At 38.6% G+C, this 23,498-nt stretch carries 19 protein-coding genes; 5 read left to right on the top strand and 14 right to left on the bottom strand.

Annotated features, from left to right (window positions below; translation table 11 throughout):
* Positions 1 to 44 precede the first annotated feature (44 nt).
* Complete coding sequence (locus tag ACTJJG_RS06775; protein ID WP_017399290.1) at positions 45 to 1,577, bottom strand: pyridoxal phosphate-dependent decarboxylase family protein; 1,533 nt, start codon at positions 1,575 to 1,577, stop codon at positions 45 to 47.
* 2 nt (positions 1,578 to 1,579) lie between these two features.
* Positions 1,580 to 2,953, bottom strand: a complete 1,374-nt coding sequence (locus ACTJJG_RS06770) for a diaminobutyrate--2-oxoglutarate transaminase (RefSeq protein WP_002118718.1) — start codon at positions 2,951 to 2,953, stop codon at positions 1,580 to 1,582.
* A gap of 467 nt (positions 2,954 to 3,420) precedes the next feature.
* Here ACTJJG_RS06770 and ACTJJG_RS06765 point away from each other — a divergent pair, with 467 nt between their 5' ends.
* A complete protein-coding gene (locus tag ACTJJG_RS06765) occupies positions 3,421 to 4,122 on the top strand; it encodes an SIMPL domain-containing protein (RefSeq protein WP_014207320.1) in 702 nt (233 codons plus the stop codon).
* A 48-nt stretch (positions 4,123 to 4,170) separates the two neighbouring features.
* Here ACTJJG_RS06765 and ACTJJG_RS06760 read toward each other — a convergent pair whose 3' ends face one another.
* Entirely contained in the window at positions 4,171 to 5,265 is a 1,095-nt protein-coding gene (locus tag ACTJJG_RS06760; protein ID WP_002118415.1) for a fatty acid desaturase family protein, read from the bottom strand.
* 12 nt (positions 5,266 to 5,277) lie between these two features.
* On the bottom strand, positions 5,278 to 6,348 hold the full coding sequence (locus ACTJJG_RS06755) for a ferredoxin reductase (RefSeq protein WP_032055266.1): 1,071 nt from the start codon (positions 6,346 to 6,348) through the stop codon (positions 5,278 to 5,280).
* A 140-nt stretch (positions 6,349 to 6,488) separates the two neighbouring features.
* On the opposite strand from ACTJJG_RS06755, the gene fabR reads away from it, so the two are divergent.
* Together fabR and ACTJJG_RS06745 are read left to right on the top strand one after the other, a co-directional pair.
* Entirely contained in the window at positions 6,489 to 7,184 is a 696-nt protein-coding gene (fabR, locus tag ACTJJG_RS06750; protein WP_002118668.1) for an HTH-type transcriptional repressor FabR, read from the top strand.
* Between the two features lie 166 nt (positions 7,185 to 7,350).
* Complete coding sequence (locus tag ACTJJG_RS06745) at positions 7,351 to 8,367, top strand: AI-2E family transporter (protein WP_032055263.1); 1,017 nt, start codon at positions 7,351 to 7,353, stop codon at positions 8,365 to 8,367.
* 57 nt (positions 8,368 to 8,424) lie between these two features.
* Here the strand turns inward: ACTJJG_RS06745 and rapA are convergent, their stop codons facing one another.
* The 6 genes from rapA to ACTJJG_RS06715 all read right to left on the bottom strand — a co-directional run bounded on the left by rapA (position 8,425) and on the right by ACTJJG_RS06715 (position 15,397).
* A complete protein-coding gene (gene rapA, locus ACTJJG_RS06740; RefSeq protein WP_032055262.1) occupies positions 8,425 to 11,262 on the bottom strand; it encodes an RNA polymerase-associated protein RapA in 2,838 nt (945 codons plus the stop codon).
* A 144-nt stretch (positions 11,263 to 11,406) separates the two neighbouring features.
* Complete coding sequence (locus tag ACTJJG_RS06735) at positions 11,407 to 12,045, bottom strand: RluA family pseudouridine synthase (protein ID WP_005307342.1); 639 nt, start codon at positions 12,043 to 12,045, stop codon at positions 11,407 to 11,409.
* A 132-nt stretch (positions 12,046 to 12,177) separates the two neighbouring features.
* Positions 12,178 to 12,882, bottom strand: a complete 705-nt coding sequence (locus ACTJJG_RS06730; RefSeq protein ID WP_032055259.1) for an isochorismatase — start codon at positions 12,880 to 12,882, stop codon at positions 12,178 to 12,180.
* Between the two features lie 62 nt (positions 12,883 to 12,944).
* Positions 12,945 to 14,243 carry a glutamate-1-semialdehyde 2,1-aminomutase gene (gene hemL / locus ACTJJG_RS06725; RefSeq protein WP_016146072.1) on the bottom strand — a complete coding sequence of 433 codons (1,299 nt, stop codon included), beginning with the start codon at positions 14,241 to 14,243 and terminating at the stop codon, positions 12,945 to 12,947.
* 42 nt (positions 14,244 to 14,285) lie between these two features.
* Positions 14,286 to 14,897 (bottom strand): thiamine phosphate synthase, encoded by a 612-nt coding sequence (gene thiE / locus ACTJJG_RS06720; RefSeq protein WP_372552533.1) that lies wholly within the window; start codon positions 14,895 to 14,897, stop codon positions 14,286 to 14,288.
* Positions 14,898 to 15,013: 116 nt separating this feature from the next.
* Complete coding sequence (locus ACTJJG_RS06715) at positions 15,014 to 15,397, bottom strand: DUF962 domain-containing protein (RefSeq protein WP_075383512.1); 384 nt, start codon at positions 15,395 to 15,397, stop codon at positions 15,014 to 15,016.
* 165 nt (positions 15,398 to 15,562) lie between these two features.
* On the opposite strand from ACTJJG_RS06715, the gene ACTJJG_RS06710 reads away from it, so the two are divergent.
* Positions 15,563 to 17,026, top strand: coding sequence for a CYTH and CHAD domain-containing protein (locus ACTJJG_RS06710; RefSeq protein ID WP_372552534.1), 1,464 nt, complete (start codon positions 15,563 to 15,565; stop codon positions 17,024 to 17,026).
* Between the two features lie 34 nt (positions 17,027 to 17,060).
* On the opposite strand, the gene ACTJJG_RS06705 is transcribed toward ACTJJG_RS06710, so the two are convergent.
* Positions 17,061 to 17,693, bottom strand: a complete 633-nt coding sequence (locus tag ACTJJG_RS06705) for a hypothetical protein (RefSeq protein WP_017387283.1) — start codon at positions 17,691 to 17,693, stop codon at positions 17,061 to 17,063.
* 107 nt (positions 17,694 to 17,800) lie between these two features.
* Here ACTJJG_RS06705 and ACTJJG_RS06700 point away from each other — a divergent pair, with 107 nt between their 5' ends.
* Entirely contained in the window at positions 17,801 to 18,184 is a 384-nt protein-coding gene (locus ACTJJG_RS06700) for a DUF3144 domain-containing protein (RefSeq protein ID WP_002118682.1), read from the top strand.
* Positions 18,185 to 18,245: 61 nt separating this feature from the next.
* On the opposite strand, the gene ACTJJG_RS06695 is transcribed toward ACTJJG_RS06700, so the two are convergent.
* The 3 genes from ACTJJG_RS06695 to ACTJJG_RS06685 all read right to left on the bottom strand — a co-directional run bounded on the left by ACTJJG_RS06695 (position 18,246) and on the right by ACTJJG_RS06685 (position 23,490).
* Positions 18,246 to 21,008, bottom strand: coding sequence for a M16 family metallopeptidase (locus ACTJJG_RS06695; protein ID WP_372552535.1), 2,763 nt, complete (start codon positions 21,006 to 21,008; stop codon positions 18,246 to 18,248).
* Positions 21,009 to 21,130: 122 nt separating this feature from the next.
* Positions 21,131 to 21,946 carry a PhzF family phenazine biosynthesis protein gene (locus ACTJJG_RS06690; RefSeq protein ID WP_032063308.1) on the bottom strand — a complete coding sequence of 272 codons (816 nt, stop codon included), beginning with the start codon at positions 21,944 to 21,946 and terminating at the stop codon, positions 21,131 to 21,133.
* Between the two features lie 149 nt (positions 21,947 to 22,095).
* A complete protein-coding gene (locus ACTJJG_RS06685; protein WP_069140834.1) occupies positions 22,096 to 23,490 on the bottom strand; it encodes an L-cystine transporter in 1,395 nt (464 codons plus the stop codon).
* Positions 23,491 to 23,498 lie beyond the last annotated feature (8 nt).

Below are 23,498 nucleotides of genomic sequence, written 5' to 3'. Positions count from 1 at the left end.
AAAAAGCCCGGTAATAAACCGAGCTTTTTTTGTTATCAACTCAATTAGTCGATTGGTGGTACATAGTTACCAGAAGCAATTGCATCTTTAATGCGGTCAGCTTCAGCCAATACTTGACCTAAAAGGTTTTTAACGTTTTCGAATGTCACAACAGGGCTTAATGTTGTCATTTTCAATGACTGTACATTACCCACTTTTGTTACACCGATATTTGCTTCACCACGTGCAAACAATTCGTCCGCTACGTTTTGGTTCAAGCTATCGATAAACTCAGCTGGGTAGCCTTGTGGAACAACACGGAATAATACCGAAGCAAACTGAGGCTCAACTAAAAGTTCTAAACCATCAGTTGCCTTGATGTAATCTGCAACTTCACGAGTAAGTTTTACACCATGGTCAATCATTGAACCATAAAGGTCTTCACCTAGTGATTCAATTGTCATCCACAATTTCAATGCATCAAAACGACGAGTCGTTTGTAATGACTTAGACACAAGGTTTGGTACACCGTGCTCTTCGTCATAAGCAGAGTTCAAGTATTCAGCTTCGTAGTGCATGAAACGATAGTTCGCTTCATCTTTCAACAAGAACGCGCCACAGCTAATGCTTTGGAAATAATGCTTATGGAAGTCGAGGGTAATCGAGTCAGACAACTCAATACCATCAAGCATTGCACGATAGTCATTTGACAGAATTAATGCACCGCCCCATGCCGCATCGATATGCATCCATGAACCATATTTATTGGTAATTTCACGGATTTTCTTCAATGGGTCAATTGCACCGGCATCAGTCGTACCTGCTGTCGCAACGACACAAGCAACAACTTTACCTTCAGACTGAAGATGCGCCATCGTTTTTTCGAGAGCATCTACATCCATTTGTGCATTTTCATTCACAGGAACAGTCACAACTGACTGGAAGCCCATGCCCATCATTGCCATGTTCTTTTGCACAGAGAAATGTGCATTTTCAGAACAAATGACTTTGACGTTTTTCATTGCATCGGCAGGAATACCATCACGCTGTACAGACCATGGATTACCATTTTCGTCTTTCCAGTTTTTCGAGATGCACCAGTCACGAGCAAGCAATACACCCATCAAGTTAGATTGAGTACCGCCAGAAGTGAAAACACCAGCCTGACCAGAACCATAACCTACTTTTTGACGCAACCAATCAATGAGCTGAACTTCCATTAATGAACCTGCCGGGCTTTGATCCCATGAGTCCATAGATTGGTTAGTTGCATTGATTAACACTTCCGCAATCTGGCTCATCACCATGGTTGGGCAGTGTAAATGTGCTAATGAATGTGGATGATGTACTTTCAAGCTTTTATTCAAGAAAAGCTCAATCATACGTTGAAGAGATTCTTGTACACCCATACCTTCTTTTGAAGGTTGGAAAGAAATTGCTGAACGCAATTCTTTAATGCTACCACCAGTGTACATCTTTTCATTTTGCAACCATGCTGAAACGGCTTTTACCGCTTCGCCCATTGCTGACTCATAGTCAGCAATGGATTGTGCATCATTGCAGAGTAACGCTTTACGATGTTCTGCAAAATCCACCATACTTATGCGCCTCGTACTGCAACCAATGCTTCTGCAATTGCTTTCTTAAAGCGAGCAACTACTTCAACACACTCGTCTTGAGTGATGATAAGCGGGCAAAGTAAACGAATTACCGTACCGTTACGACCACCTTTTTCAAGCAATAATTTATTGTTGAAACAAGCAGTTTGAATTGCAGCAGCTAATTGTGAGTCAGCAGGATGCGAACCAATACGATCAGCTGGTTTACGCTCGTCAACGATCTCAACACCGATCATTAAACCGCGACCACGTACGTTACCGATACATGGGAATTCTTGAGCTAATTTTTTAAATTCAGCTTGTAAGAAGTCACCACGCTCTTGCGCATTTTGAGCAAGATTTTGTTCGCTAATCGTTTTTAATACGACAAGACCAGTACCCATAGCAAGTTGGTTACCACGGAAAGTACCCGTGTGACCAGCAGGCTGCCAAGCATCAAATTTACGTTTAATACCTAATACTGCAAGTGGTAAACCACCACCTACTGCTTTAGACATTACAACAACATCAGGTTCAATACCTGCATGTTCAAATGCAAACATTTTGCCTGAACGTGCAAAGCCAGCTTGAACTTCGTCTAAAATTAAAACGATGTTGTGCTTTTCAGTCACTTCACGGATTTTTTGCAACCATTTTACTGGAGCTGTAACTACGCCGCCTTCACCTTGAATCGCTTCAAGAATAACAGCAGCCGGTTTTGTTACACCGCTTTCTACATCTTCAATAAAGTTTTCAAAGTAGTAAGTTAAAGCGTCAACACCAGCTTCACCACCTAAACCAAGTGGGCAGCGGTATTCATGCGGATATGGCATGAATTGTACGCCTGGCATTAAACCGTTAACTGCATTTTTTGCACTTAAGTTACCAGTCATAGCAAGCGCACCATGGGTCATACCATGATAACCGCCTGAGAAACTGATCACTGAGCTACGGCCAGTGTAAGTCTTAGCAAGTTTGATTGCTGCTTCAGTTGCGTCTGCACCTGCAGGACCACAGAACTGCAAGCAATATTCTTCTTTACCACCAGGTAAATATGCTAACAATGCTTCAGTGAATGCATCTTTTAAAGGTGTGGTTAAGTCTAAAGTATGCAATGGCAAACCACTTGCCAATGTATCTTGAATACTTTGAATCACCGCAGGATGATTATGACCTAAAGCCAATGTACCTGCCCCAGCTAAACAATCAAGGTACTGTGTACCTTCAACATCAGTAACCCAGCATCCTTGTGCTTTCGCTATCGCTAACGGTAATTTACGTGGATAGCTACGAACATTTGATTCCATTTGACTTTGGCGAGTCAAATAATATTCGTTAGTAGCATTAGTGGCAGGGTTAACGGAAGTAACGCTCATATCGGATTACCATCTCTGATAGGGGTAGAAAGAAATAAGTCTGGTGACGATTGGTCCTTTGACTCGGTGCTTTATAGAACTAGTAAAGACACTTATTTTATATCTTGTAACTAGGAGCGCGATGATACCTAATTTTACAAGAAAAAAAACGTCTTTTATGTACTTTACTCATCTAATCTTATTGAAAAAATGTATCATCCCAATAGTTATGATGAATTATCATCATACTATGTGACAACCTAAAGAAAATATTCTTTTTTTATATTACTTTGATTTTTTAAGTTACATTGAAACACTTTAATTTTAAGCTTTTAATTTTTAAAGACTTTATATTTACCAAAATTTAAAAAAACCTGATCTGAATATTACAAATACGCCACAAAATCTGCAAAAGTTATGCATAAGTTATGTTTAACATTTCCTAATGAAAAAAATTAAATTTATATTAATTTTTAAAGGAAAAATTTATGCGTACTTTAGCCGTATCCACCCTTCTTTTAGGTTCTCTCCTTAGCCCTTTAGTTTTTGCTCAGGATGATAATGCTTTGAACTACAATATTGTAAATGTACAAGCGGAAGCTTCTCGCCAAGTTTCTAATGATGAAATGCATGCAACTTTATATATTGAAAAAAGTAACAAACAACCAGCCGAGCTTTCAAACCAAATTAATCAACTGATGAATCAGGCACTTAATGTTTCTCGTAAATATCCACAAGTAAAAGTGGAAACTGGTGCTCAAAGCACTTATCCAATTTACGATAACGATAGCAATAAGTTAAAAGAATGGCGTGGCCGCGCTGAAATCCGTCTTGAAAGTAAAGACTTTAAAGCTGCTAGCCAGTTAGTAAACGAATTACAGCAAAACTTCCAAACTCAATCAATTAACTTTACGGTTTCTGATGAACAACGTAAAAAAGTTGAAAATGAGTTAATGGTAGAAGCATCTAAAAACTTCCAACAACGTGCTCAAATGTTGACCCAAGCTTGGAATAAAAACCAATATAGTTTGGTCACTCTAAACCTGAACACGAATAACTATTTCCCACAACCTGTAATGCGTGCCAGCATGGCTAAATTTGCTATGGCCGAAGCTGCACCAGCTCAAGACATGGCAGCTGGTGAGTCTAAAATTACTGTGAATGCAAACGGTTCAATTCAGTTTAAATAATTTGTTTCTCTAAAAAAAAGCCCTGATTAGTTCAGGGCTTTTTTTGACTTATTTTTTAAAAGGTAAAGCGTATTTAAATATACGGCCTACCACTTGTCCAAACTGTTTAGCCAGACTTGCATTGTTATAATTTAGACCATATTTTTTACATACAGCTTCAACTTTTGGAGCCATTTGGCGATAACGACGCGCTGGGATATCAGGGAATAAATGGTGCTCAATCTGATGGCTCAAATGTCCGCTTAAAATATGTAATGCTTCTGAACCTTTCAAGTTAGAAGAGCCACGAATCTGGCGCATATACCAGTGACCACGGCTTTCTTCTTGTAAAACAGACTTTGGAAATACTTCCGCATCTTTTGTGAAATGACCACAAAAAATAATCGTAAATGTCCAGATATTACGAAGACCATTTGCAACCAAATTACCAGTGAATACAGGTAAAGCTGCTGGACCTGCAATTAAAGGGAAGAAAACATAGTCTTTAAAAAGTTGTTTTCCAATCTTTTTATTAACAGGTTTTAACTCTTCCAAGAATTTTGCCATGCTCTTACGTTTATAAAGGACACGTCCAATTTCAAGATTCTGAATAGCTACGCCCCATTGGAACAATAAACAGAATGGGATGCTATAAACAGGTTGAAGTAAGAAACCCGGCTTCCAGCGTTGCTCTGGGAATAAACGAAGTAAACCGTAACCGATGTCATCATCAATACCTTTAATGTTGGTATAGGTGTGATGTTTATAGTTATGAGTTTGGCGCCAGTTATCAGAAGTACCGACAGTATCCCACTCGTAAGTTTGACCATTAAATTTAGGATCGTTCATCCAGTCATATTGACCGTGCATCACGTTATGACCGAGTTCCATGTTTTCCATAATTTTAGAGAAGCCTAACAGACCTGTTCCTAAAATCCATGCTGGTGGGAACCAACCTGCAAACAAACATGCACGACCTAAAAAGCTACTATAACGAATTGCAGCATAAACACGGCGGATATATTTAGCGTCTTTCTCACCCAAATCATCCAATACTTCTTGCTTGATCTGATCGAGCTCTTTTGCAAATGCATCAAGTTCTGCTGGAGTCAAATCTCGATTTTTAGGATTTTTAAAATATTCGACTTTCACTGGCATATTCATAAGAGTTCTCTCTTAAAGATCAATAACTAGATCGGATTGTGCTGAGTTCACACAAATTTTGAGTAATTGGCTTGGTTCAGTGTTTTCACTACCGTTAAGTAAATTACGTGTTGAACCTTGTGATTTATTACAAACACATTTATTACAAATTCCCATACGGCAACCATGAGTTGGTTTAAGGCCTTCATGTTCAAGGCTAACCAGAATTGACTGGCCTTTAGGAATTGCAATTACCTTATTAGACTGGGTTAATGTGACATTCACATAACCAATATCATCAGCAGAGCTTTCATTTGTTAAGCTAAAGGCCTCTGTTAAAACGGCTGGAGATTTTTCAAAAAGTTGCTCAACTGTCGCCACAAAGCCAGAAGGTCCACACGCATAAATTGTGCTGTTTTCTACATCATCAACTAATGCTAAATGCTCTGTATTTAAACGCTCATCATTTGGGGTTTCTTGTGTATAGAAAACCTGATAATTAAAGTTCGGATATTGCTGTGCAACTTTTTCAAAGTATTCAACAAAAGCCGCATCTGAACGTTGTTTCACCCAATATAAAAGTTGTACCTGAACTTTATCTAACTGCTGACTTTGTTTAATCGCAGTAATTAGGCTCAACATTGGGGTAATACCACTACCCGCAGCCAACATAATTAAATTCGGTGTTTTGATGTTTTGTTGCATGTCACCATAAGGTTGACCAAGCTCAAAAATATCACCGATTTGGCTTTCAGAAATAAACCAGTTACTCACGATACCATCAGCAACTTTTTTTACGGTTAAACGTAAGTGCTGCGCATCTATTTGCGTCAAACTATAAGTACGTTCATAGCGACGACCAGCAATTTCAACAATCACAGGATGATGCTGGCCTGCAACGCCCATTTTTACTAGGCGGTTGCATTTTAGCGTTAGGCTCACCATGTCGTGAGCGACAAATTCTTTTTTTACAATTTGAACAAGGCCATGTTTTACAGACCATAAAGGATTAACTTTTTGTAGCCAGAAATTAGCCATTTCTTTATCAAAGATGGCTTGTGTCAATGAATTGAATAGAGAATTTCTCTTTTCGATTGCTTGCATAACTGAAGGCTCTGTCGCTCTTTTTTAATTATTATACACATGTATATATATTTGTATATACACCCGTACTTTTAATTACAATTTCACAAGTTCAGCTTCTAAGGCTATAATCCTGAGAGTTTACAAATATATTGAACAGCATGACCCAATCTTCACTTTCTCAGAACCTGAATGACACACCTCAACAACAAGATGTCATTGAAATTAAAACAGCTACGCGTTCTGTTGGAAGAAAAGCGACAATTACTAAAGAAGAACTTTTTCAGGCCGCTTTAAACCTCATTGGTCCGCAAAAAAGTATTGCTTCATTGAGTTTACGAGAAGTAGCTCGAGAAGCAGGAATTGCGCCAAATAGTTTCTATCGACATTTTAAAGATATTGATGAATTAGCAATTTCTCTAATTGACCGCGCAGGTATCGTTTTACGTAAAATTATCCGTCAGGCTCGCCTACGTGCTTCTTTACAAGAAAGTATTATTCGTAGTTCTGTCGATATTTTCCTTCAACAACTCGATGCCGATGAAGGTAATTTAAGTTTATTACTACGTGAAAGTTTTACAGGTTCTGCTTCTTATAAGGCTGCCGTAGACCGCCAGCTCAACTTTTTTCAGCAAGAGCTACAAGAAGATTTAATTCGTCTTGAACGCTTAAATAACAATCACCTGTATCACCCAGACCTTGTTGCTAAAGCAATTACTCAACTTGTGTTTCACATGGGCGCCAAAGTGATTGATTTGCCGATCAATCAACGTGCAGAAGTTGCTGAACAAACCATGATTATGATTCGGATGATTTTAGAAGGTGCACGTCATTTAGATGAAGCAAAAATTCGCTAAAATGATCTAATGAATGGCTTGTTGATGAACAGGCCATTTTTACATCTAACTCCTCTATTTTCCAATAAAAATATAATTCACTGATTGAAGCGAATAGCTTGCCAGAGTATAAATAATCATTCCGTTTGCTCTTTCTCCTATATTCCCAACGATCTCAGGGATCCACATGCAAAATTTGAATAATCGTCAAAGTCTGATTGCAAGCTACATTCTAATGGGCATCTTTTTGCTTTCGGTTATCCCATTACATCTATTAGCAAGTTTTTTTGCAGGCTTTCTCATTTATGAAATTATTATTAGTTTAAGTTCGGTTGTAGAACGTTATATTGATGGCCAAAGAGCCCGTATTTTTATTAGTATTTTACTCAGTATCGTCACCATCTCACTTATTGGTTTTTTCATAACGAGTCTGATTAGTTTTGTTGTATACGATCTAAAAGGCGTCGGATTACATAGTATTAATAGCAAGGTTGATCAAACCCTCCTTCATTTGCAAGCAGAGATCACAAAATATCTTCCAGGTTATATTCCTGATAGCGTGACAGATCTAAAAGACGAAATCTTTGCATTTATGAAAGATAACGTCACCACCCTAAAAAACACCAGTTCCGATATTTTGCATAACTTCGTGACCATGGTCATGGGATTAATTATTGGTATTTTGGTGGCGATACATGGTTTTCATCGCCGTACGCCTCAGCCTGTTTTTAAGTCACTGCTTATCCAACGTATTCAAAAATTATCAATTTCATTTAAAAATGTTGTTTTTGCCCAAATAAAAATTTCAGCGATTAACACGCTGCTCTTTATTTTATTCGCCTTTATTTTATTGCCGCTTTGGGGAGTTCACCTTCCTTTTGCCAAAACTTTAACTATTTTGACCTTTATGTTTGGTCTCATTCCAATTTTAGGAAATCTACTTTCAAACACTTTAACGTTTATTGCAGCTCTTACCATTTCCCTAGGACTAGCAGGAGCAGCATTATTTTATCTCGTTCTGGTTCATAAACTTGAATATTTTATTAATGCTAAAATTATTGGGCATAAAATCAATGCAAATGCATGGGAGATTTTATTAGCAATGCTAGTATTTGAGTCAATTTTTGGCTTAGGCGGTTTAATCGCAGCTCCAATTTTTTATGCTTATTTAAAGTTAGAATTAAAAGACGCTGGTCTTATCTAATTCAAAATCGATATATAAAAAAAGCGCCCTCTCGGCGCTTTTTTCATTTTGAGTAAGTTACGGTTTAACCACAACTAACACTTGAATTGCTTCTGGTGTAACAGTTAAACCATCAAGTAAGCTCAAGCCTTCTTTTTGCAGTTTCTGTAAACGTTCAATTTCGTCTTGACGAATACTTGGGTTGAACTGTTTTAGATAAGTTAAACGGTCAATTTCATATTGCCATTTATTGCCATAATGCTCTTTTGCTTGTTGCTGAAGCTGCGGTAAATCAACTTTCGCAATTTCTAACGCTTGTTTATAGCGCTGCTCAATGATATCACGACGAGCTTTAACTACTTGGCGGCAGCTATTGCCATCTAAGTGATGTAAATATGGTTTTAAAATTGTCGGATCAATTTTTTCAGATAAATCCTGACCATTTTCACTTAACAATACACGGATAAGCTGTTTCGGCAAGCTTGATGGCAAGTTCAAAGATTTAGGTGCAATAACATCTACTTTAAACCAGACTTCAATTAATACTGAGCCCTGCTTTAATGCATTAGATTTAAGTACAGCAACATTGGTACTACCAAATGATTGCGTACGGATCATTTCCATAACACTTTCAATGAATGGATGCTCTAAAGTTAAATATTGAGCATCTTCACGAAGCTGAGCTTGATCGCGATAGAAAGTTGCTGTCATACCTTCTTCGTCTAAAGCCAAACCTTGCACTTGCATTTGGTCGGTTGGTTTAATAATCACCGTACCATTACTTTGCTCATCAAAATCGATATTGGTTGATGACATGAAACGCTTCACAAACATTGGTAGCGTTGTATTGTCGTCATAATCTTCAAGAGCTTGAACAATTTCTTGTGCCACAATAGGACGACATGAATTATATTCAAGTAAACGATCTCGGCCAGCTTGAAGTTCAGCTTCTAAGGCTTGACGTTGAACATTCACCTCTTCAAGCAAATCTTCAAATGTTTGACCTTGGTCTGCAAGTAAGCAGTCTTTTAATTCAACAATAAAATTCTCTTGCAGCGTTTGCGCTGTCGGAGAAATATTGCTGAAAATATTCAGTGCTTCGTTATACCAACGGAACATACGCTCTTGAGCTGTTCCCACAAGGTATGGCACATGAATTTGGATACGGTTTTCTTGACCAATACGGTCTAGACGTCCAATACGTTGCTCTAAAACATCTGGGTTAGCTGGTAGATCAAATAAAATTAGATCACTAGCGAATTGGAAATTACGGCCTTCCGAACCAATTTCCGAACACAATAGAATCTGAGCGCCATAGCTTTCTTCAGCAAAATAAGCAGCAGCTTGGTCACGTTCTAGTAAGCTCATGCCTTCATGGAACATTGCAGTACGAATACCTGCATGCAAACGCAATACATTTTCTAAAGACTCAACCACTGGTCCGCTACGCGCAATTAAAAGCACTTTTTTATGCTTAAGATCTTTGCGTAAAATTTCCATTAACCATGGCACACGCGGATCATTTTGCATCCATGAACCATCAATTTGTGCTTCTTCAGGCCACATCTGCTCACGCAGTTTGCCATCTTTTGACCAATCTTCTGGTGCTGGTAATGGTGCTGGCTGACAATCACGCCCTGGGAAGCCCTGAATGGCTTCACGTGTATTACGGAATAAAATACGTCCAGTACCGTGACGGTCTAATAATTCGTGAATTGCTCTAAAGCGTTGATCAGGCTGGTCTTCAATAGTGTGACCTAACAAACCTTCTAAAGCAGATAAATGCTCTGGCGTTAAAGCTTGATCAGACATGAGTACTTCAGCAATTTTTGCAGTTTGCTGATATTGGGTCTCTTCATCTAAAAAGCGTTCTAAACTACTAAAACGCTGTGGATCAAGTAAACGTAAGCGAGCGAAATGACTTTCTACACCTAATTGTTCAGGTGTTGCAGTGAGTAATAGTACCCCTGCTGTATTTTCAGCGAGCTCTTCAATTAAATCGTAACGATCATTACCGCCTTCTTCTTCGCTCCACATCAAATGATGTGCTTCATCGACTACGAGCAAATCAAAACCAGCTTCTATGGCTTGCTCACGCAAATCATCATGGTCAACCATTAAGTCAACGCTGGCAATAATGCATTGCTCAGTCAAGAACGGGTTAAGCTCTGGATCATGTTCTTTAATAGATGCGGTACGCGTTAAATCAAACAGAGAGAATTGCAAGTTAAAACGGCGACGCATTTCAATCATCCACTGATACTGAAGAGAATCAGGGACTAAAATCAGAATACGTTCTGAACGACCAGTTTTAAGCTGTTGGTGGATAATTAAACCAGCTTCAATTGTTTTACCTAAACCAACTTCATCGGCAAGTAAAACACGAGGAGCAAAACGTTTACCAACTTCATGTGCGATATAAAGCTGATGAGGAATCAGGCCAACACGTGCACCGACCATCCCACGTAGAGGACTGGTCTGCATTTGTGCTTGCATCAACATCGCTTCAATACGCAGGTCATACCACTCTTTATAGTCAACTTGACTTGCAAGCAAACGGTCTAAAGGTTTAGATAATTGAATTTGCGCACCAATACGTGTTTCATTGAGTGCTTTACGCTCTTGCTCGCCATTTTCTAAAGTACGAACAACGTTGTAACGCAAAACGCCATGACGATCTTCAACAGACTCAACGATCCACTTCTGGCCTTCTTGATCTTGAACTTCATCATTCGTATTGAAGATGATACGAGATAGTGGAGCATTGTTACGCGCATAGACACGTGTCTCATCACTTTTGGGGAATAAAATGCTGACAGATCTTTCATCTACATCAATAAGAACACCTAAACCGAGCTCAGTTTCTGTGTCTGATAGCCAACGTTGACCAATAGCATACTGCTGCAATTTTTCCACCTTTCTCTCAAGTTCGCACTACATATTGTACGATGCAAATTAGCTTATTTTTGCATCTTTTTATGTAGTCTTTAAAGCAAAATTTTGAAGCAAAAACCAATTAAATCGCTTTGCTACAAAAAATCACGCATTAAAATTTTTACATTAAAACGGTACAGGACAGTCAAAAGTTAATGTTTCTGCTGTGACAGGATGATTAAAACTTAACTGTTTGGCATGCAAACATAAACGCGGAACAAGTTGCTGCTCCGGTGTTGCATACAGCGTGTCACCTACAATTGGATGCCCAAGATATTGCATGTGTACACGGAGTTGATGAGATCGGCCCGTAATTGGTGTTAATTTCACACGAGTTACAGGCTGTCCCTGAATCTGAAAATGTTCTATGGCCTGCCAATGTGTTAAAGCAGGCTTATTGTGAGAAGCGTCGACAATATGTAAAGGTGGTCGGCTTGGGTCATAGATGACAGGAATATCTACAGTCCCCTCACCTTCTAAATGACCTGCGACAAGCGCTTCATATATTTTTGAAGTCTGACGATCTTGAAATTGACGTGCAATTGCACTTTGACCGCGCTTCGATAAACCAAATACTAAAATACCTGAAGTATCTCGGTCTAGACGATGAATGAGCAAAGTTTTAGGTTCAATCGCAACCAACCTTGTCAAAACACTATCATGTAAATCACCCTTACCAGGAACACTTAAGATGTCCGAAGGTTTATGAATCACCATAAAATCATCATCACGATAGATCAGATGTTCACTTAGAAAATCACTCAAAGTTGTATTCCCAAGGTAAGATGAAAAACAAGCGGGCAATAATAAAAAGCTTACGTCCGAATTACAATGCCGTTCGGGTAAATTAACAGCAGAATTTGCAAATATTATGGATCACTTGAGGTCTATAGTCAGTCAAGGCTTCAATAACTGCATAATATGTTGCAATGTCGGTGCTTGCATTATCTCTTCAGCACTTAAGCTCGCACCATTTGCACGCCATAGATCGACCAAATAATTCACAGCAGACTGATCTAGTCCGTAGTTTCTTAAATCAATTTCAGGATGGATCTCCATAGGATGTCGCCCCACCTGCTCAGCAATTGCCAATAAAATTCCTTTATCTGACAAGATATAAGAGGACGGCGTACTTAAAGACCATAACCGCATTAAGCTCTGCGTATTTAAATGTTTTATATGGTCAAAACTGATCTTTTCAACCCATTGGATATGCTGCTCTAGATTAGCCGCCAAGATCGCATCATTTACAACACTGACCTGATCTGTAATCGATAAAACAAGCTGCATGACTTGTTTAAACAGAGGCGACAAATCACCTGCCATCATAACTTGGGCTTTAGTATTTGATGACAAACGCTGACCAAGCTCCAACATGGTTTGTTGAAGCTGAGATGTCTCAATAAAAATAATTGGAATTTCGAGTGATTGAGCACGCTTACTCAACAGTTCCAAATGGTTCGCCAATGGTTGCTCAGACCAACCTGGTCGTAGTTTAAGCTCATTGAGCCCAACCATGAGCAAAATACTTTGCACTGACTCTATTGACCAATTTGAAGTACTTGCAGCTAATTGGATTTTTCGAGGAAAGGGATAAAACATTGTTCTCTACAAATATAAAAATAGCTCAAATTAAAAAGCCCGTTTAACACGGGCTTTTTTGCTTACTTCATTTCAGCGAATGTTTCTTTTGCAGCCTGAATCGTAAATTCAATATCTTCATCAGAATGTGCAGATGAAATAAAGCCTGCTTCAAATGCTGAAGGTGCCAAGTTTACCCCACGCTTTAACATGCCATGGAAGAACTTTTTGAAAGCTTCAATATCACATGCCAACATTGAGTCAAAGCTTGTAATGTCTTCTTGGTCAGTAAAGTAAAGACCGAACATTGCGCCAGCTTGCTGAGTCTTAAATGGAATCCCGGCTTCATCAGCTGCAGCTTGTAAGCCTGCAAGTAACTTTTCAAGTTGAGCAGATAATTTGCTGTAAAAGTCAGGTTGGCGTAAATGTTTAAACATCTCAATACCAGCACGCATAGCAAGTGGGTTACCAGATAATGTACCTGCTTGGTATACACCGCCCAAAGGTGCGATACATTCCATGATTTCACGCTTACCACCAAATGCACCAACTGGTAGACCTGCACCAATAATTTTACCTAAAGTCGTTAAATCAGGTTTAACGTTATAAACCGATTGCGCACCACCTAAAGCAACACGGAAACCTGTCATCACTTCATCAATAATGAATACAGATTTATATTCATCACAAATATCACGAATGGCTTGTAAGAAACCGTCAATTGGTTTCACCATATTCATGTTGCCCGCGACTGGTTCAATAATAACGCCCGCAATTTCATGGCCGAACTTAGCAAAGCATTCTTTTAATGCTGCAATATCGTTGTAAGGTAGTGTTAAAGTGTGTTTAGCAAAATCAACAGGAACACCTTTCGAAGTCGGTTCACCCTCACCTAAAGTAAGTAAGCCCGAACCTGCTTTTACTAAAAGTGAGTCAGAGTGGCCATGGTAACAACCTTCAAACTTCACAATTTTGTCACGGCCAGTATAACCACGCGCTAAACGAATAGCCGTCATGGTCGCTTCTGTACCCGAGTTAGTCATACGCACCAATTCAATGGATGGCATGATTTCACAGATAATATCTGCCAGTGTTGTTTCGTGTACTGTTGGTGCGCCAAAACTTAAGCCATCTTCTGCTGCTGTTTGTACAGCCTTAATAATCTCAGGATGAGCATGACCTAAAATCATTGGTCCCCAAGAACCAACATAGTCAACATAACGCTTACCATCCACATCCCACAAATAAGCACCTTTTGCTTTCTCGATGAAAACCGGTGTTCCTCCAACGCCATTAAAGGCACGTACCGGAGAGTTAACACCACCTGGAATGTGTTTGCTGGCTTGTTTAAATAACTGTTCTTGCTTTGGAGATAAACTCATGGAAATGCTCGTCTTAAATATCTAAAAAATAATTTTGAAAGCTTAAGAAAATAATTTTGCCCACGCCTGTACACGGGCAGGAATTTCAGCAGTTGATCGACCTAATATATCACTAATGACTGCACAGAGGTCAGCTCCGGCCTCAATCACAGGTTTTGAATTTTCGACAGTCAAACCACCAATTGCACAAATAGGTAAATCATATTGAGCTGCTGCTTGCTTAATCACTTCTATACCTACATTGCCAGCTTCCGGTTTAGTGGCAGTTGCATAAACCGCACCAAAGGCAACATAAGTTGCGCCATCGGCAATTGCTTTTTGGGCAAGTTCTAATGAGTTTAAGCAAGTACGGCCAATAATGACACCTTCTGGTAACTGCGATTTTGCATCGGTGATTTCACCATCACTTTGACCTAAATGCACACCTAAACCAAACTGAGCAGCCAGTTTTAGGTCATCATTAATGACAAAAGGAACCTGATATTTTTCACATAATTGTTTGATCTGTTCAACTTCAGCAGGCTGGTCGGCTTTGTCTACTTTTTTACGGCGGTACTGTAAAATTGCGATTTGATGAGTTACGAGCGCGGCGTCTAATTTTTCTAATAATAATTGGATTGGGTCATCATTGGTAATGAGATATAAACCGCGCATACTCTACTCTCGCTTTTTAAAAACTTCGCTAGTATAACGGATTTATAAGTCATCATAAGTACCGATTGATATAGGCTTATCAGTACCAATCGGTATATTTAGAATAGAAATAAATATTAGCTCGGAATTTTATCGTGCTTACGGTCAATCAAACTTAATCGACCAGTCGCAACGTCAGATAGCATTCGCCAATCAGAAATAAAGCTATAGAAAGGTTGTTTAAAACTGGCAGGCTTATTTTTTTCAAACACAAAATGCCCAACCCAAGCATTTGCATAACCCGCTACCAAACCATAGAGTACATATTTGGCTTGTTTCTTACGGACTGCTTTTGAAAAAAAGTATAGACCAATGCTACTGCCCACCACATGCAAACGTCTGCTCATGATGTTACGGTGTTCAGTTAAATAAAAACGATAAAATTCCTGATAGTTTTTAATCGGCAATTCAAACTCTGGCTGAGCTTCATGGCTAAAGTTTATTGGTGCATTCACGATCATCTTCCTGATTTTTATTTGATCAAAACGTCACCTGATTGTACACCTAAATAAAAGTGTAGCGTCATATGTTTGATTGTAACTTTCTCTATCAAAACCATTATTTTTAGAGCTAAGCTATTATACTTATTCAAGATAGTCTAAATACCTGATTCAGGGAGATATATTATGATCGAAGTCGAACTAAAGTTTCAGTTACCTGAATCGAAGAAAAAAACTGTCCAGCAATACTTAAAAAAACATAAAGCAAAGAACATTCACTTACAGGCAAAGTATTACGACACTCCTGATCGATTACTTGCAAAAAATGGTATGGCCTTACGTTTACGTAAAGAAGATGATCAATGGGTACAAACATTTAAAGCCGCAGGTCAAAGCCATCTCCACCGTGTTGAAGAAGAAACTTATTTAGGCGTTTGTGATCAAGAACCTGACTTAAACCTTGAGTTATATCAAGATAATAAAGTGGTAACTGATTTACTTAATGCGGCTTTAGGAACAGAAGCTGAAAAACTAAGTTTGCAGTTTGAGACTGATGTACAGCGCACCTACCATGTGTTTAAAGCAGATAATACAGCGATTGAAGTTTGCTTAGATGATGGTGTCGTAAAAACAGCGGATGCACAAAGTGTAATTTGCGAAGTCGAATTTGAACTCAAGCAGGGTGCAGTGAAAACGCTTATTCAATTTGCGCAGCAATGGATTAATCGTTATTCACTTTGGCTTGATGTAAGAAGTAAAGCCGAACGTGGCAACTTATTAGCACTAGGGCAAGCTGCCTCACCTGCTGTTCATGCTAAAACTTTGACATTAAATAAAGATATTACTGCTGAACAGGCTCTAAAAAAGATTGTCGAAAACTGTTTAGGGCAATTCTTACCAAATATGGCTGTCATTGCCGATGGGGTTGCGGAAGCTGAGCATATCCATCAGGCACGTGTAAGCTTACGTCGTTTACGTAGTGCCTTTAAGCATTTTGCAGGTTGGTCAAGCGAGCTAAATCTTGTTTGGGAAGAACAAATTGCTGAGCTTTTCCGTAAACTTGGAGACACTCGTGATGAAGATGCGATTCGCACCGAAGTGTTACCTATTATTCAACAACACGGTTCACCTGAACTTTTACTACCAGTTTCAGCCCAGCCCTCAAAAGAACTCTCAACAATCTTTACCTCTGCGGACACGATTAAGCTATTACTCGATTTATTAGCATTTGCTTATTCAGAAGAAGATTCAGACAGCAAAACAGGTGGATTAAAAAAATACATTAAAAAGAGTTTAGATAAGTTACATCATAAAGTGATTAGTAATGCTGAACACTTCTCTGAGCTTGAAGTGACTGAACAACACAAAATAAGAAAGCAAGCTAAGCAGTTACGTTATTGTGTTGAGTTTATTTCGAGTCTTTATCCAAATAAAAAAGTACAGCAATATTTAAAACAGCTACAACCTGTGCAAAATACCCTAGGTCAATATAACGATTTGTTTATTGCAGAAGGTATTTTTAACAATGTGGTTGAACAAGATCCGTCTTTCTGGTTTGCCTTAGGTTGGGTCAAAGCCAAACAGCCACAATTACAAAAGCGCTCAGCAAAAGCTTTACAAGCTTTTGGTGAGGTTGAAACTTTCTGGTAATTTATAAAAAGTCGCTGTAAACGTGCAGCGACTTTTATCGGTATTTACCAAATACTTTCCATACGCCGTTATCTGCTAAGGGATCACTATAGCTATCGCTGCGTTGCTTTCTTGGCTTATCACGAGCATCTACCAATTTAAAATGCGGTTCAACCCCTAGCACAATCCCATTGGTGTAAAACCGTGAACGTGTATATTCGCTTTGTCCATGCTGGAATACATAGGTTCTTAAATCGATGAATTCACGGTGAGCAACCAGAGCCGCGGTATCATCACTTTGCAACCATTCTTGCATCGTAAATATCTGGTCTGTTTCAAACTGCCCGCATTTTTCAATAAGACTCGCAACACCGCGGAAAGTTTTAGATTCTTTTGCACGTGTTTTATTAATCCGAATTCGGTCTACATGAAAAAAGAATAGCGGTAAATTTAAATGACTTGGCAGATGAATGGCATCTGGTAATTCATCTTCCATAAATGGCTGAAAAAGCTCTTGTGCCCTTTCAATTAGCCCCTGCCATTGTTGATAATAATTTTCGACTTCTTCTTGCAAGCCATAATAAATCGGCAATCCTTCAACATGCTCTAAATATTGAGGTGGGAAAACATGCTGGCGTAATAAAGCAATATCTGTCTTTAAACTTTGAATAGCAATTGCATCTTGCATATTAGTCTCTCCTACCAATACTTAGGCTATTTACAGACTAAGTCAAAGGTTTTGTTTCCGCAAGCGTTTGCCTATAATAAGCAGCTCTATTTTTGCGGGAATAAGTCATGTCTCAAAAGATTAATGCAACAGATATTACTGAAGAAGAAGCGTTAAATGCGGTTTTCTTTGAGCGTGCGGATGAATTCATTAAACAAGCCAATGATTTTTGTCGCCCGCCAAAAGATAAAAAAGTTGATCCGGCTGAGCTACGTGGTCAAGTGAGTGCTGCAATGTTATTTGCTACTGCCCGCTTCAATACATGGGTAGCAGCAAATAACTTTAAAGATGGTAATGAAATGCGTGATGCGAAAGATCAGGTTATGTCTTACCTTCTTCAGCAATTTCAAATGATGCTTGAAGATAACTTCGATGAATATTGTGAACAATTCGAAAATTATTTACGTTTCCGTAAAAATGAAGATTTTCACGCGCACAAACATGATCATTAATGTGATTTAAAGACCCAAATAAAAAGCCACATTTGAGTGGCTTTTTATTTGCGAGAAGACTTTATTTCTTTGCGGCCTGACCATATTGATCAGCCATCACTTCGACCAAATGTTCAGATTTAATATACTTCTTAATTACTCTGTTAACGTCAGCAACAGTCAATTTAGTTAACTCTTGGTCATGACGAATTCGGTCTTGCAATGTTTTGTTTGTTTCAAGCTGTAGATTTAACATGCCATGAATATTACGTTCATCTTCTAAAGCCGTAACTCGTTTCTTCATGATATCTGCTTTAGCAGCTTCAAGCTCTTGCTCAGTTACTCCATTTTTAACCAAGTCATTTAACACTTTGTGTATTGAAGCAGACACTTGTGCTGAGCGACCTGAAGTATAATTTGCACTAATACTCAAAGCTCCTACATTCGTGTCACGATCAAGTTGTAGCCCGCTTCCAAAACCATACACCAGCGCATTTTTCTCACGAAGCTCTTGAGCCAAACGTGATGAAATTTGAGACTCACCTAAAATATAGTTCATTAAAATGAGAGCAGATGCATCTGGATGGTTTTTCCCAACTGGAATTGAAAGCACACTTTGGTAGCTACCAAATTCACGTTGCTCTGATAAAACATGAACTTGCTGTGCTGGAAAATCAACGTGATCAATCAAGATTTTTTGATATGGTTGCTTACCGTTCCAACGACCAAATTCCTGATTTAGTAATTTCTGCATCTTCTTCGCATCAAATTCGCCTGTAATGGCAATTTGAGCATGGTTCATTGCAAAGAAACGCTCATATAACTCTTTCACTTGCTCTTGAGTTGCATTTTTCAACTGCTGTTTTGCCAGTTCAGGTTCGAAGTGATAACGCAAATCACCCGGTTGATATTCTTCAAGTAAACGTGAAAGTGTTAAACCCGCCACTACATCTGGCTCAGTATAAGGACGATCTAGGCTTGATAAACTTTGCGATTTAATTAAATCAAATTGAGATTGTTCAAATTTTGGATTTTTCATCACATCAAGAACAAACTTGAAAAACTCATCAAATTTTTCTGATTTAGACTGAATATTAATGGTCATGCCATTGCCGTCAGCACTTGCATAAGCTGCACCGCCTGCATCAATTGATTTATCGGCAATATCTTGCAAACTGTATTTATCAGAACCACGAAGCAATAAGTATGAGGTTAGATCAACTACCGTACCTTTATTAAATAAAGATTTTTCTGTTCCGAAGTCCATCGTAATCGTTGCATAAGTACGATCATCACGTGTTTCAACTGGGAATAAAGCATACTTCATTCCATTTTTTAGTTTTCCACGGATAATCTTCTTCTCATTGCTTTCAACATATTGCTTTGAAGTTTTTAAAAACTCAGCAACTTCTTGTTGATATACCTTCGGATCTTTTAAAGGCTCGGCCTTTGCTTCGACCTGATCTAGAGTTTTAGGTGTCTCTTTTGAATTTTGCTGTTGCGCTTTTTTCTGGTCTTCAGGTGTTGGCAAAATATCGCCATCAATACGATGATCAGCCACAAGGAACTGTTTTAAAGTTTGATTCACATCATCTAGCTTAACTTTTTCTACAGAATCTAAATCTTTAAAATATTGATCCCATTGCCCGCCAGCGACGGTGTAATCACTTAAACGTGACCCCAGTGCTACCGCATCTTTCGTGATTAGATCACCTTGAGTTTTCATTAAACTTTTAACACGATTTAATTCAACTTCAGTAAACGGCTTCCCTTTTTCAATGCCTGCTAACAAAGAACTTTCAACTTTTTTAGGGTCATTACTTGGTGAATAAATGGCGCCTAGAAACACCACATTAAAATCTTGGTCTAACCAAGTACTAGCTTCAACATTTGTGGTAATACCTGTTTCCACCATATTTTGGTATAGGTGGCCACTTGGTTGCATGGTATATAACAAAGGAGCTAAAGCGAGTGTCGGCTGAATTTTAGTATTTTTACCATTCATATAGATATGGAATTTAGCCAGATCACTGCCCTTTTTCACCATGAATTGACGATTTCTTATTTTTGTAGAGTCAAGCACAGGAATCTGTACAGTTTTAGGAACCGCTCTTGCCGCAATTGGACTAAAATATTGATCTATTGTTTTTAAGACATCAGTCTTATCAAATTTACCTGAAATGACCATAACAGCATTATTAGGTGCATACCAGCTACGATAAAACTGGTTCAATTCAGGCATTTTAATAGATTTAAGTTCAGGCAAATCACCAATCGGTAAACGACCTAAATATTGGTTACCATAAGCTGACTTCCACATTTGATCCATCAGCACAGCAAATGGCTGATCCATGCGAACTTCGCGTTCACGCTTTACGATTTCAATTTCGGAAGGAACAAACTTTTCTTGAAGAACTAATTTATCCATACGCTCAGATTCAAGATACAGTACCTGATCAAGCGCAGTTTTTTCTGGACGAACGATATTAGTATATTTTGTTGAATAATAATCGGTGCTGGCGTTTGTCATCAATGTATATTGATCTAAACGACGCTGGAATTCTTCCCCTTTAACATTTTGTGTCCCCTTAAAAGCCAAATGCTCAAGCAAATGAGCTAAGCCGCTTTTACCTTGCGGGTCATTTAATGAGCCAGTTAAATAAATGGTATTAATAAAGATTTTATTTTCTTTGTCATTCGGTGCAAGCACAATCCGAAAACCATTATCTAATTTATATTCCTCAATATTTTGCTTACTTTTTACTAGTGTAGTTTGTGCCCAAGACGCAGCACTTAAACCAAGAATACATAGGGAGAGTGTCAGTTGTTTAAACTGCATAAACATATAAATACCAATTAATTTGAATAATAAAAAATCAATAGTTGTGGGACTATAGTAGGAAATTTGAACTAACTTTCATAGTAAAGTTTTGAAAAAAAAGCCGTTTATTTAAACGGCCTTATATTTTAAGGAAAAATTTCAGCTTGCATATAAAGCTTCCCATACCCTGAAACTTCAATACGTTCCTGATTCAGGACATTGCAATATAAAACGCCTCCACGGCTAGAAGCCTGATAAGCAATAATATTATTTTTAGCAAGTTTCTCTGCCCATAATGGCGCTATTGCCGTATGAATTGAACCCGTAACAGGGTCTTCTTCAATGCCCGCGACAGGGGCAAAATAACGCGATACACAATCATATTGTTGATCGGCTTTTGAGGTGATGGCAACATCCATCCCTGCAGTAGTAATCGCAGTCCGTTTACCCAAGGCTTTAAGTAAGTTCATGTCAGGCTGCTCATCTAATACGTCCTGCACTGATTCATACTCAACAATGTAGGCTTGAACATTTTGATAAACCGCTTTAAAAGGCTTTGTTAATGCTTGACGTAAAATAGCTGGATAATCTTCAACTTGATGAGCTTTGCGAATTGGAAAATCCATTCTGATTTTGCCATCTTCATCTTGGTGAACTACAAAAAGACCTAAGTTTCGTACATGGAAATTAATGGTCTTTTTCTCGGTAAAATCTTTAAATAATACGAAAGCGCTGGCAAGCGTGGCATGCCCACAGAAATCAACTTCAACCGTTGGCGTGAACCAACGGATTTCATAGTTTTCAGAGTCTATAATTTTTACAAAAGCAGTTTCAGACAAATTATTCTCAAGTGCTATCTTCTGCATTAAATCTACATCTAACCACTCTTTTTCAACAACGACAGCGGCTGGATTTCCACGAAATAACTCTTTTGTAAAAGCATCGACTTGATACATTTTCATGATAGTGCTCTCTTTTGTAATAGGCCTATTTTCGAAAATTATTTAAAAGAAAAACAGATACAGTTTTTTTAAAATTAACATCACAGTGGCAATTTATGCATATAAAAAAACGGCTCATCCAGAATAGAGAGCCGTTTTTTTATTGATTTTTAATGATGTTGAGTTAACTCAATTTCATCTTCACTGTTTAATATTTCTTTATCAGTCTGACTCATCAATTGGCTCGTAACAACACCAGCAGTCATCGAACCATTTACGTTTAACGCAGTACGTCCCATATCAATGAGAGGTTCGATTGAAATAAGAAGTGCAACCAACGTTACAGGTAAGCCCATAGCAGGAAGCACAATCAACGCAGCGAAAGTCGCACCACCACCTACCCCAGCAACCCCAATTGAACTTAAGGTCACAATACCAACTAATGATGCAATCCACATTGGGTCTAAGGTGTTAATACCCATGGTAGGTGCAACCATCACTGCCAGCATTGCAGGATACAAACCCGCACAGCCATTTTGACCAATGGTGGCACCAAAAGAAGCAGAGAAACTTGCAATAGATTCAGGCACACCTAAACGACGAGTTTGTGTTTCAATGCTCAGTGGAATACTTGCTGCACTTGAACGGCTAGTGAATGCGAACGTTAAAACTGGAGCAACTTTCTTAAAGAATTTAAGCGGAGAAACACCGGTCATAGTCAAAATAATGGCATGTACGACAAACATAATCGCCAAGCCTAAATAAGATGCAACCAAGAAACCGCCTAGATTTAAGATATCTGCAACGTTTGAACTTGCCACGACTTTTGTCATAAGCGCAAATACGCCATATGGTGTAAGAGTCATCACTAAGCGCACAAGCTTCATTACCCATGACTGTAACGTCTGAATTGCAGTCAGAATACGTTGACCTTTTTCAGCATCATCCTTCATTAGGTTAAGCGCTGCTATACCTAAAAAGACGGCGAAAATAACTACACTGATAATTGATGTTGGGTTTGCACCAGTCAATTCAGCAAATGGGTTACTTGGAATAAAGGAAAGAATAAACTGCGGCACACTTAAATCGGTAACTTTGCCTACATAGTCTGTATTAATCGCAGTTAAGCGTGCAGTTTCAGCAGCACCTTGCACCAAACCTTTTGCAGTTAAGCCAAACAGGTTGGTAACAAATACCCCTACCAGTGCAGCAATCAGCGTTGTAAAGAGTAAAGTACCGATCGTATAAAAACTGATTTTGCCTAAAGAAGATGCTTGGTGTAATTTTGCCACCGCTCCCAAAATAGACACAAATACCAAAGGCATCACGACCATTTGTAAAAGTTTTACATAGCCGTTTCCAACGATATTAAACCAGCTAATAGATTCAGCAAGAATCGGATGGCCACCGCCATAAATCAAATGTAGTCCTAAACCAAACACCACACCTAGAACTAAGCCAGCCAGAACTTTTTTCGATAAGCTCCAGTCTGTTTTACGTGTTTGGGCGAGTAAAAATATTAACCCGACAAAAACCACAATATTGATGATTAAGGGTATATTCATTCCCAAAC

Origin of the sequence: Acinetobacter sp. 22512 (assembly GCF_052044755.1) — a bacterium.
Lineage (GTDB): Bacteria > Pseudomonadota > Gammaproteobacteria > Pseudomonadales > Moraxellaceae > Acinetobacter > Acinetobacter pittii.
This window is presented reverse-complemented; position numbering and strand designations above follow the sequence as displayed.

Coding starts and splice junctions, on each gene's coding strand:
- ACTJJG_RS06775 (WP_017399290.1), bottom strand. CDS start 1,577: ATGGTGGATTTTGCAGAACATCGTAAAGCGTTACTCTGCAATGATGCA.
- ACTJJG_RS06770 (WP_002118718.1), bottom strand. CDS start 2,953: ATGAGCGTTACTTCCGTTAACCCTGCCACTAATGCTACTAACGAATAT.
- ACTJJG_RS06765 (WP_014207320.1), top strand. CDS start 3,421: ATGCGTACTTTAGCCGTATCCACCCTTCTTTTAGGTTCTCTCCTTAGC.
- ACTJJG_RS06760 (WP_002118415.1), bottom strand. CDS start 5,265: ATGAATATGCCAGTGAAAGTCGAATATTTTAAAAATCCTAAAAATCGA.
- ACTJJG_RS06755 (WP_032055266.1), bottom strand. CDS start 6,348: ATGCAAGCAATCGAAAAGAGAAATTCTCTATTCAATTCATTGACACAA.
- fabR (WP_002118668.1), top strand. CDS start 6,489: ATGACCCAATCTTCACTTTCTCAGAACCTGAATGACACACCTCAACAA.
- ACTJJG_RS06745 (WP_032055263.1), top strand. CDS start 7,351: ATGCAAAATTTGAATAATCGTCAAAGTCTGATTGCAAGCTACATTCTA.
- ACTJJG_RS06730 (WP_032055259.1), bottom strand. CDS start 12,882: ATGTTTTATCCCTTTCCTCGAAAAATCCAATTAGCTGCAAGTACTTCA.
- hemL (WP_016146072.1), bottom strand. CDS start 14,243: ATGAGTTTATCTCCAAAGCAAGAACAGTTATTTAAACAAGCCAGCAAA.
- thiE (WP_372552533.1), bottom strand. CDS start 14,897: ATGCGCGGTTTATATCTCATTACCAATGATGACCCAATCCAATTATTA.
- ACTJJG_RS06715 (WP_075383512.1), bottom strand. CDS start 15,397: ATGATCGTGAATGCACCAATAAACTTTAGCCATGAAGCTCAGCCAGAG.
- ACTJJG_RS06710 (WP_372552534.1), top strand. CDS start 15,563: ATGATCGAAGTCGAACTAAAGTTTCAGTTACCTGAATCGAAGAAAAAA.
- ACTJJG_RS06705 (WP_017387283.1), bottom strand. CDS start 17,693: ATGCAAGATGCAATTGCTATTCAAAGTTTAAAGACAGATATTGCTTTA.
- ACTJJG_RS06700 (WP_002118682.1), top strand. CDS start 17,801: ATGTCTCAAAAGATTAATGCAACAGATATTACTGAAGAAGAAGCGTTA.
- ACTJJG_RS06695 (WP_372552535.1), bottom strand. CDS start 21,008: ATGTTTATGCAGTTTAAACAACTGACACTCTCCCTATGTATTCTTGGT.
- ACTJJG_RS06690 (WP_032063308.1), bottom strand. CDS start 21,946: ATGAAAATGTATCAAGTCGATGCTTTTACAAAAGAGTTATTTCGTGGA.
- ACTJJG_RS06685 (WP_069140834.1), bottom strand. CDS start 23,490: ATGAATATACCCTTAATCATCAATATTGTGGTTTTTGTCGGGTTAATA.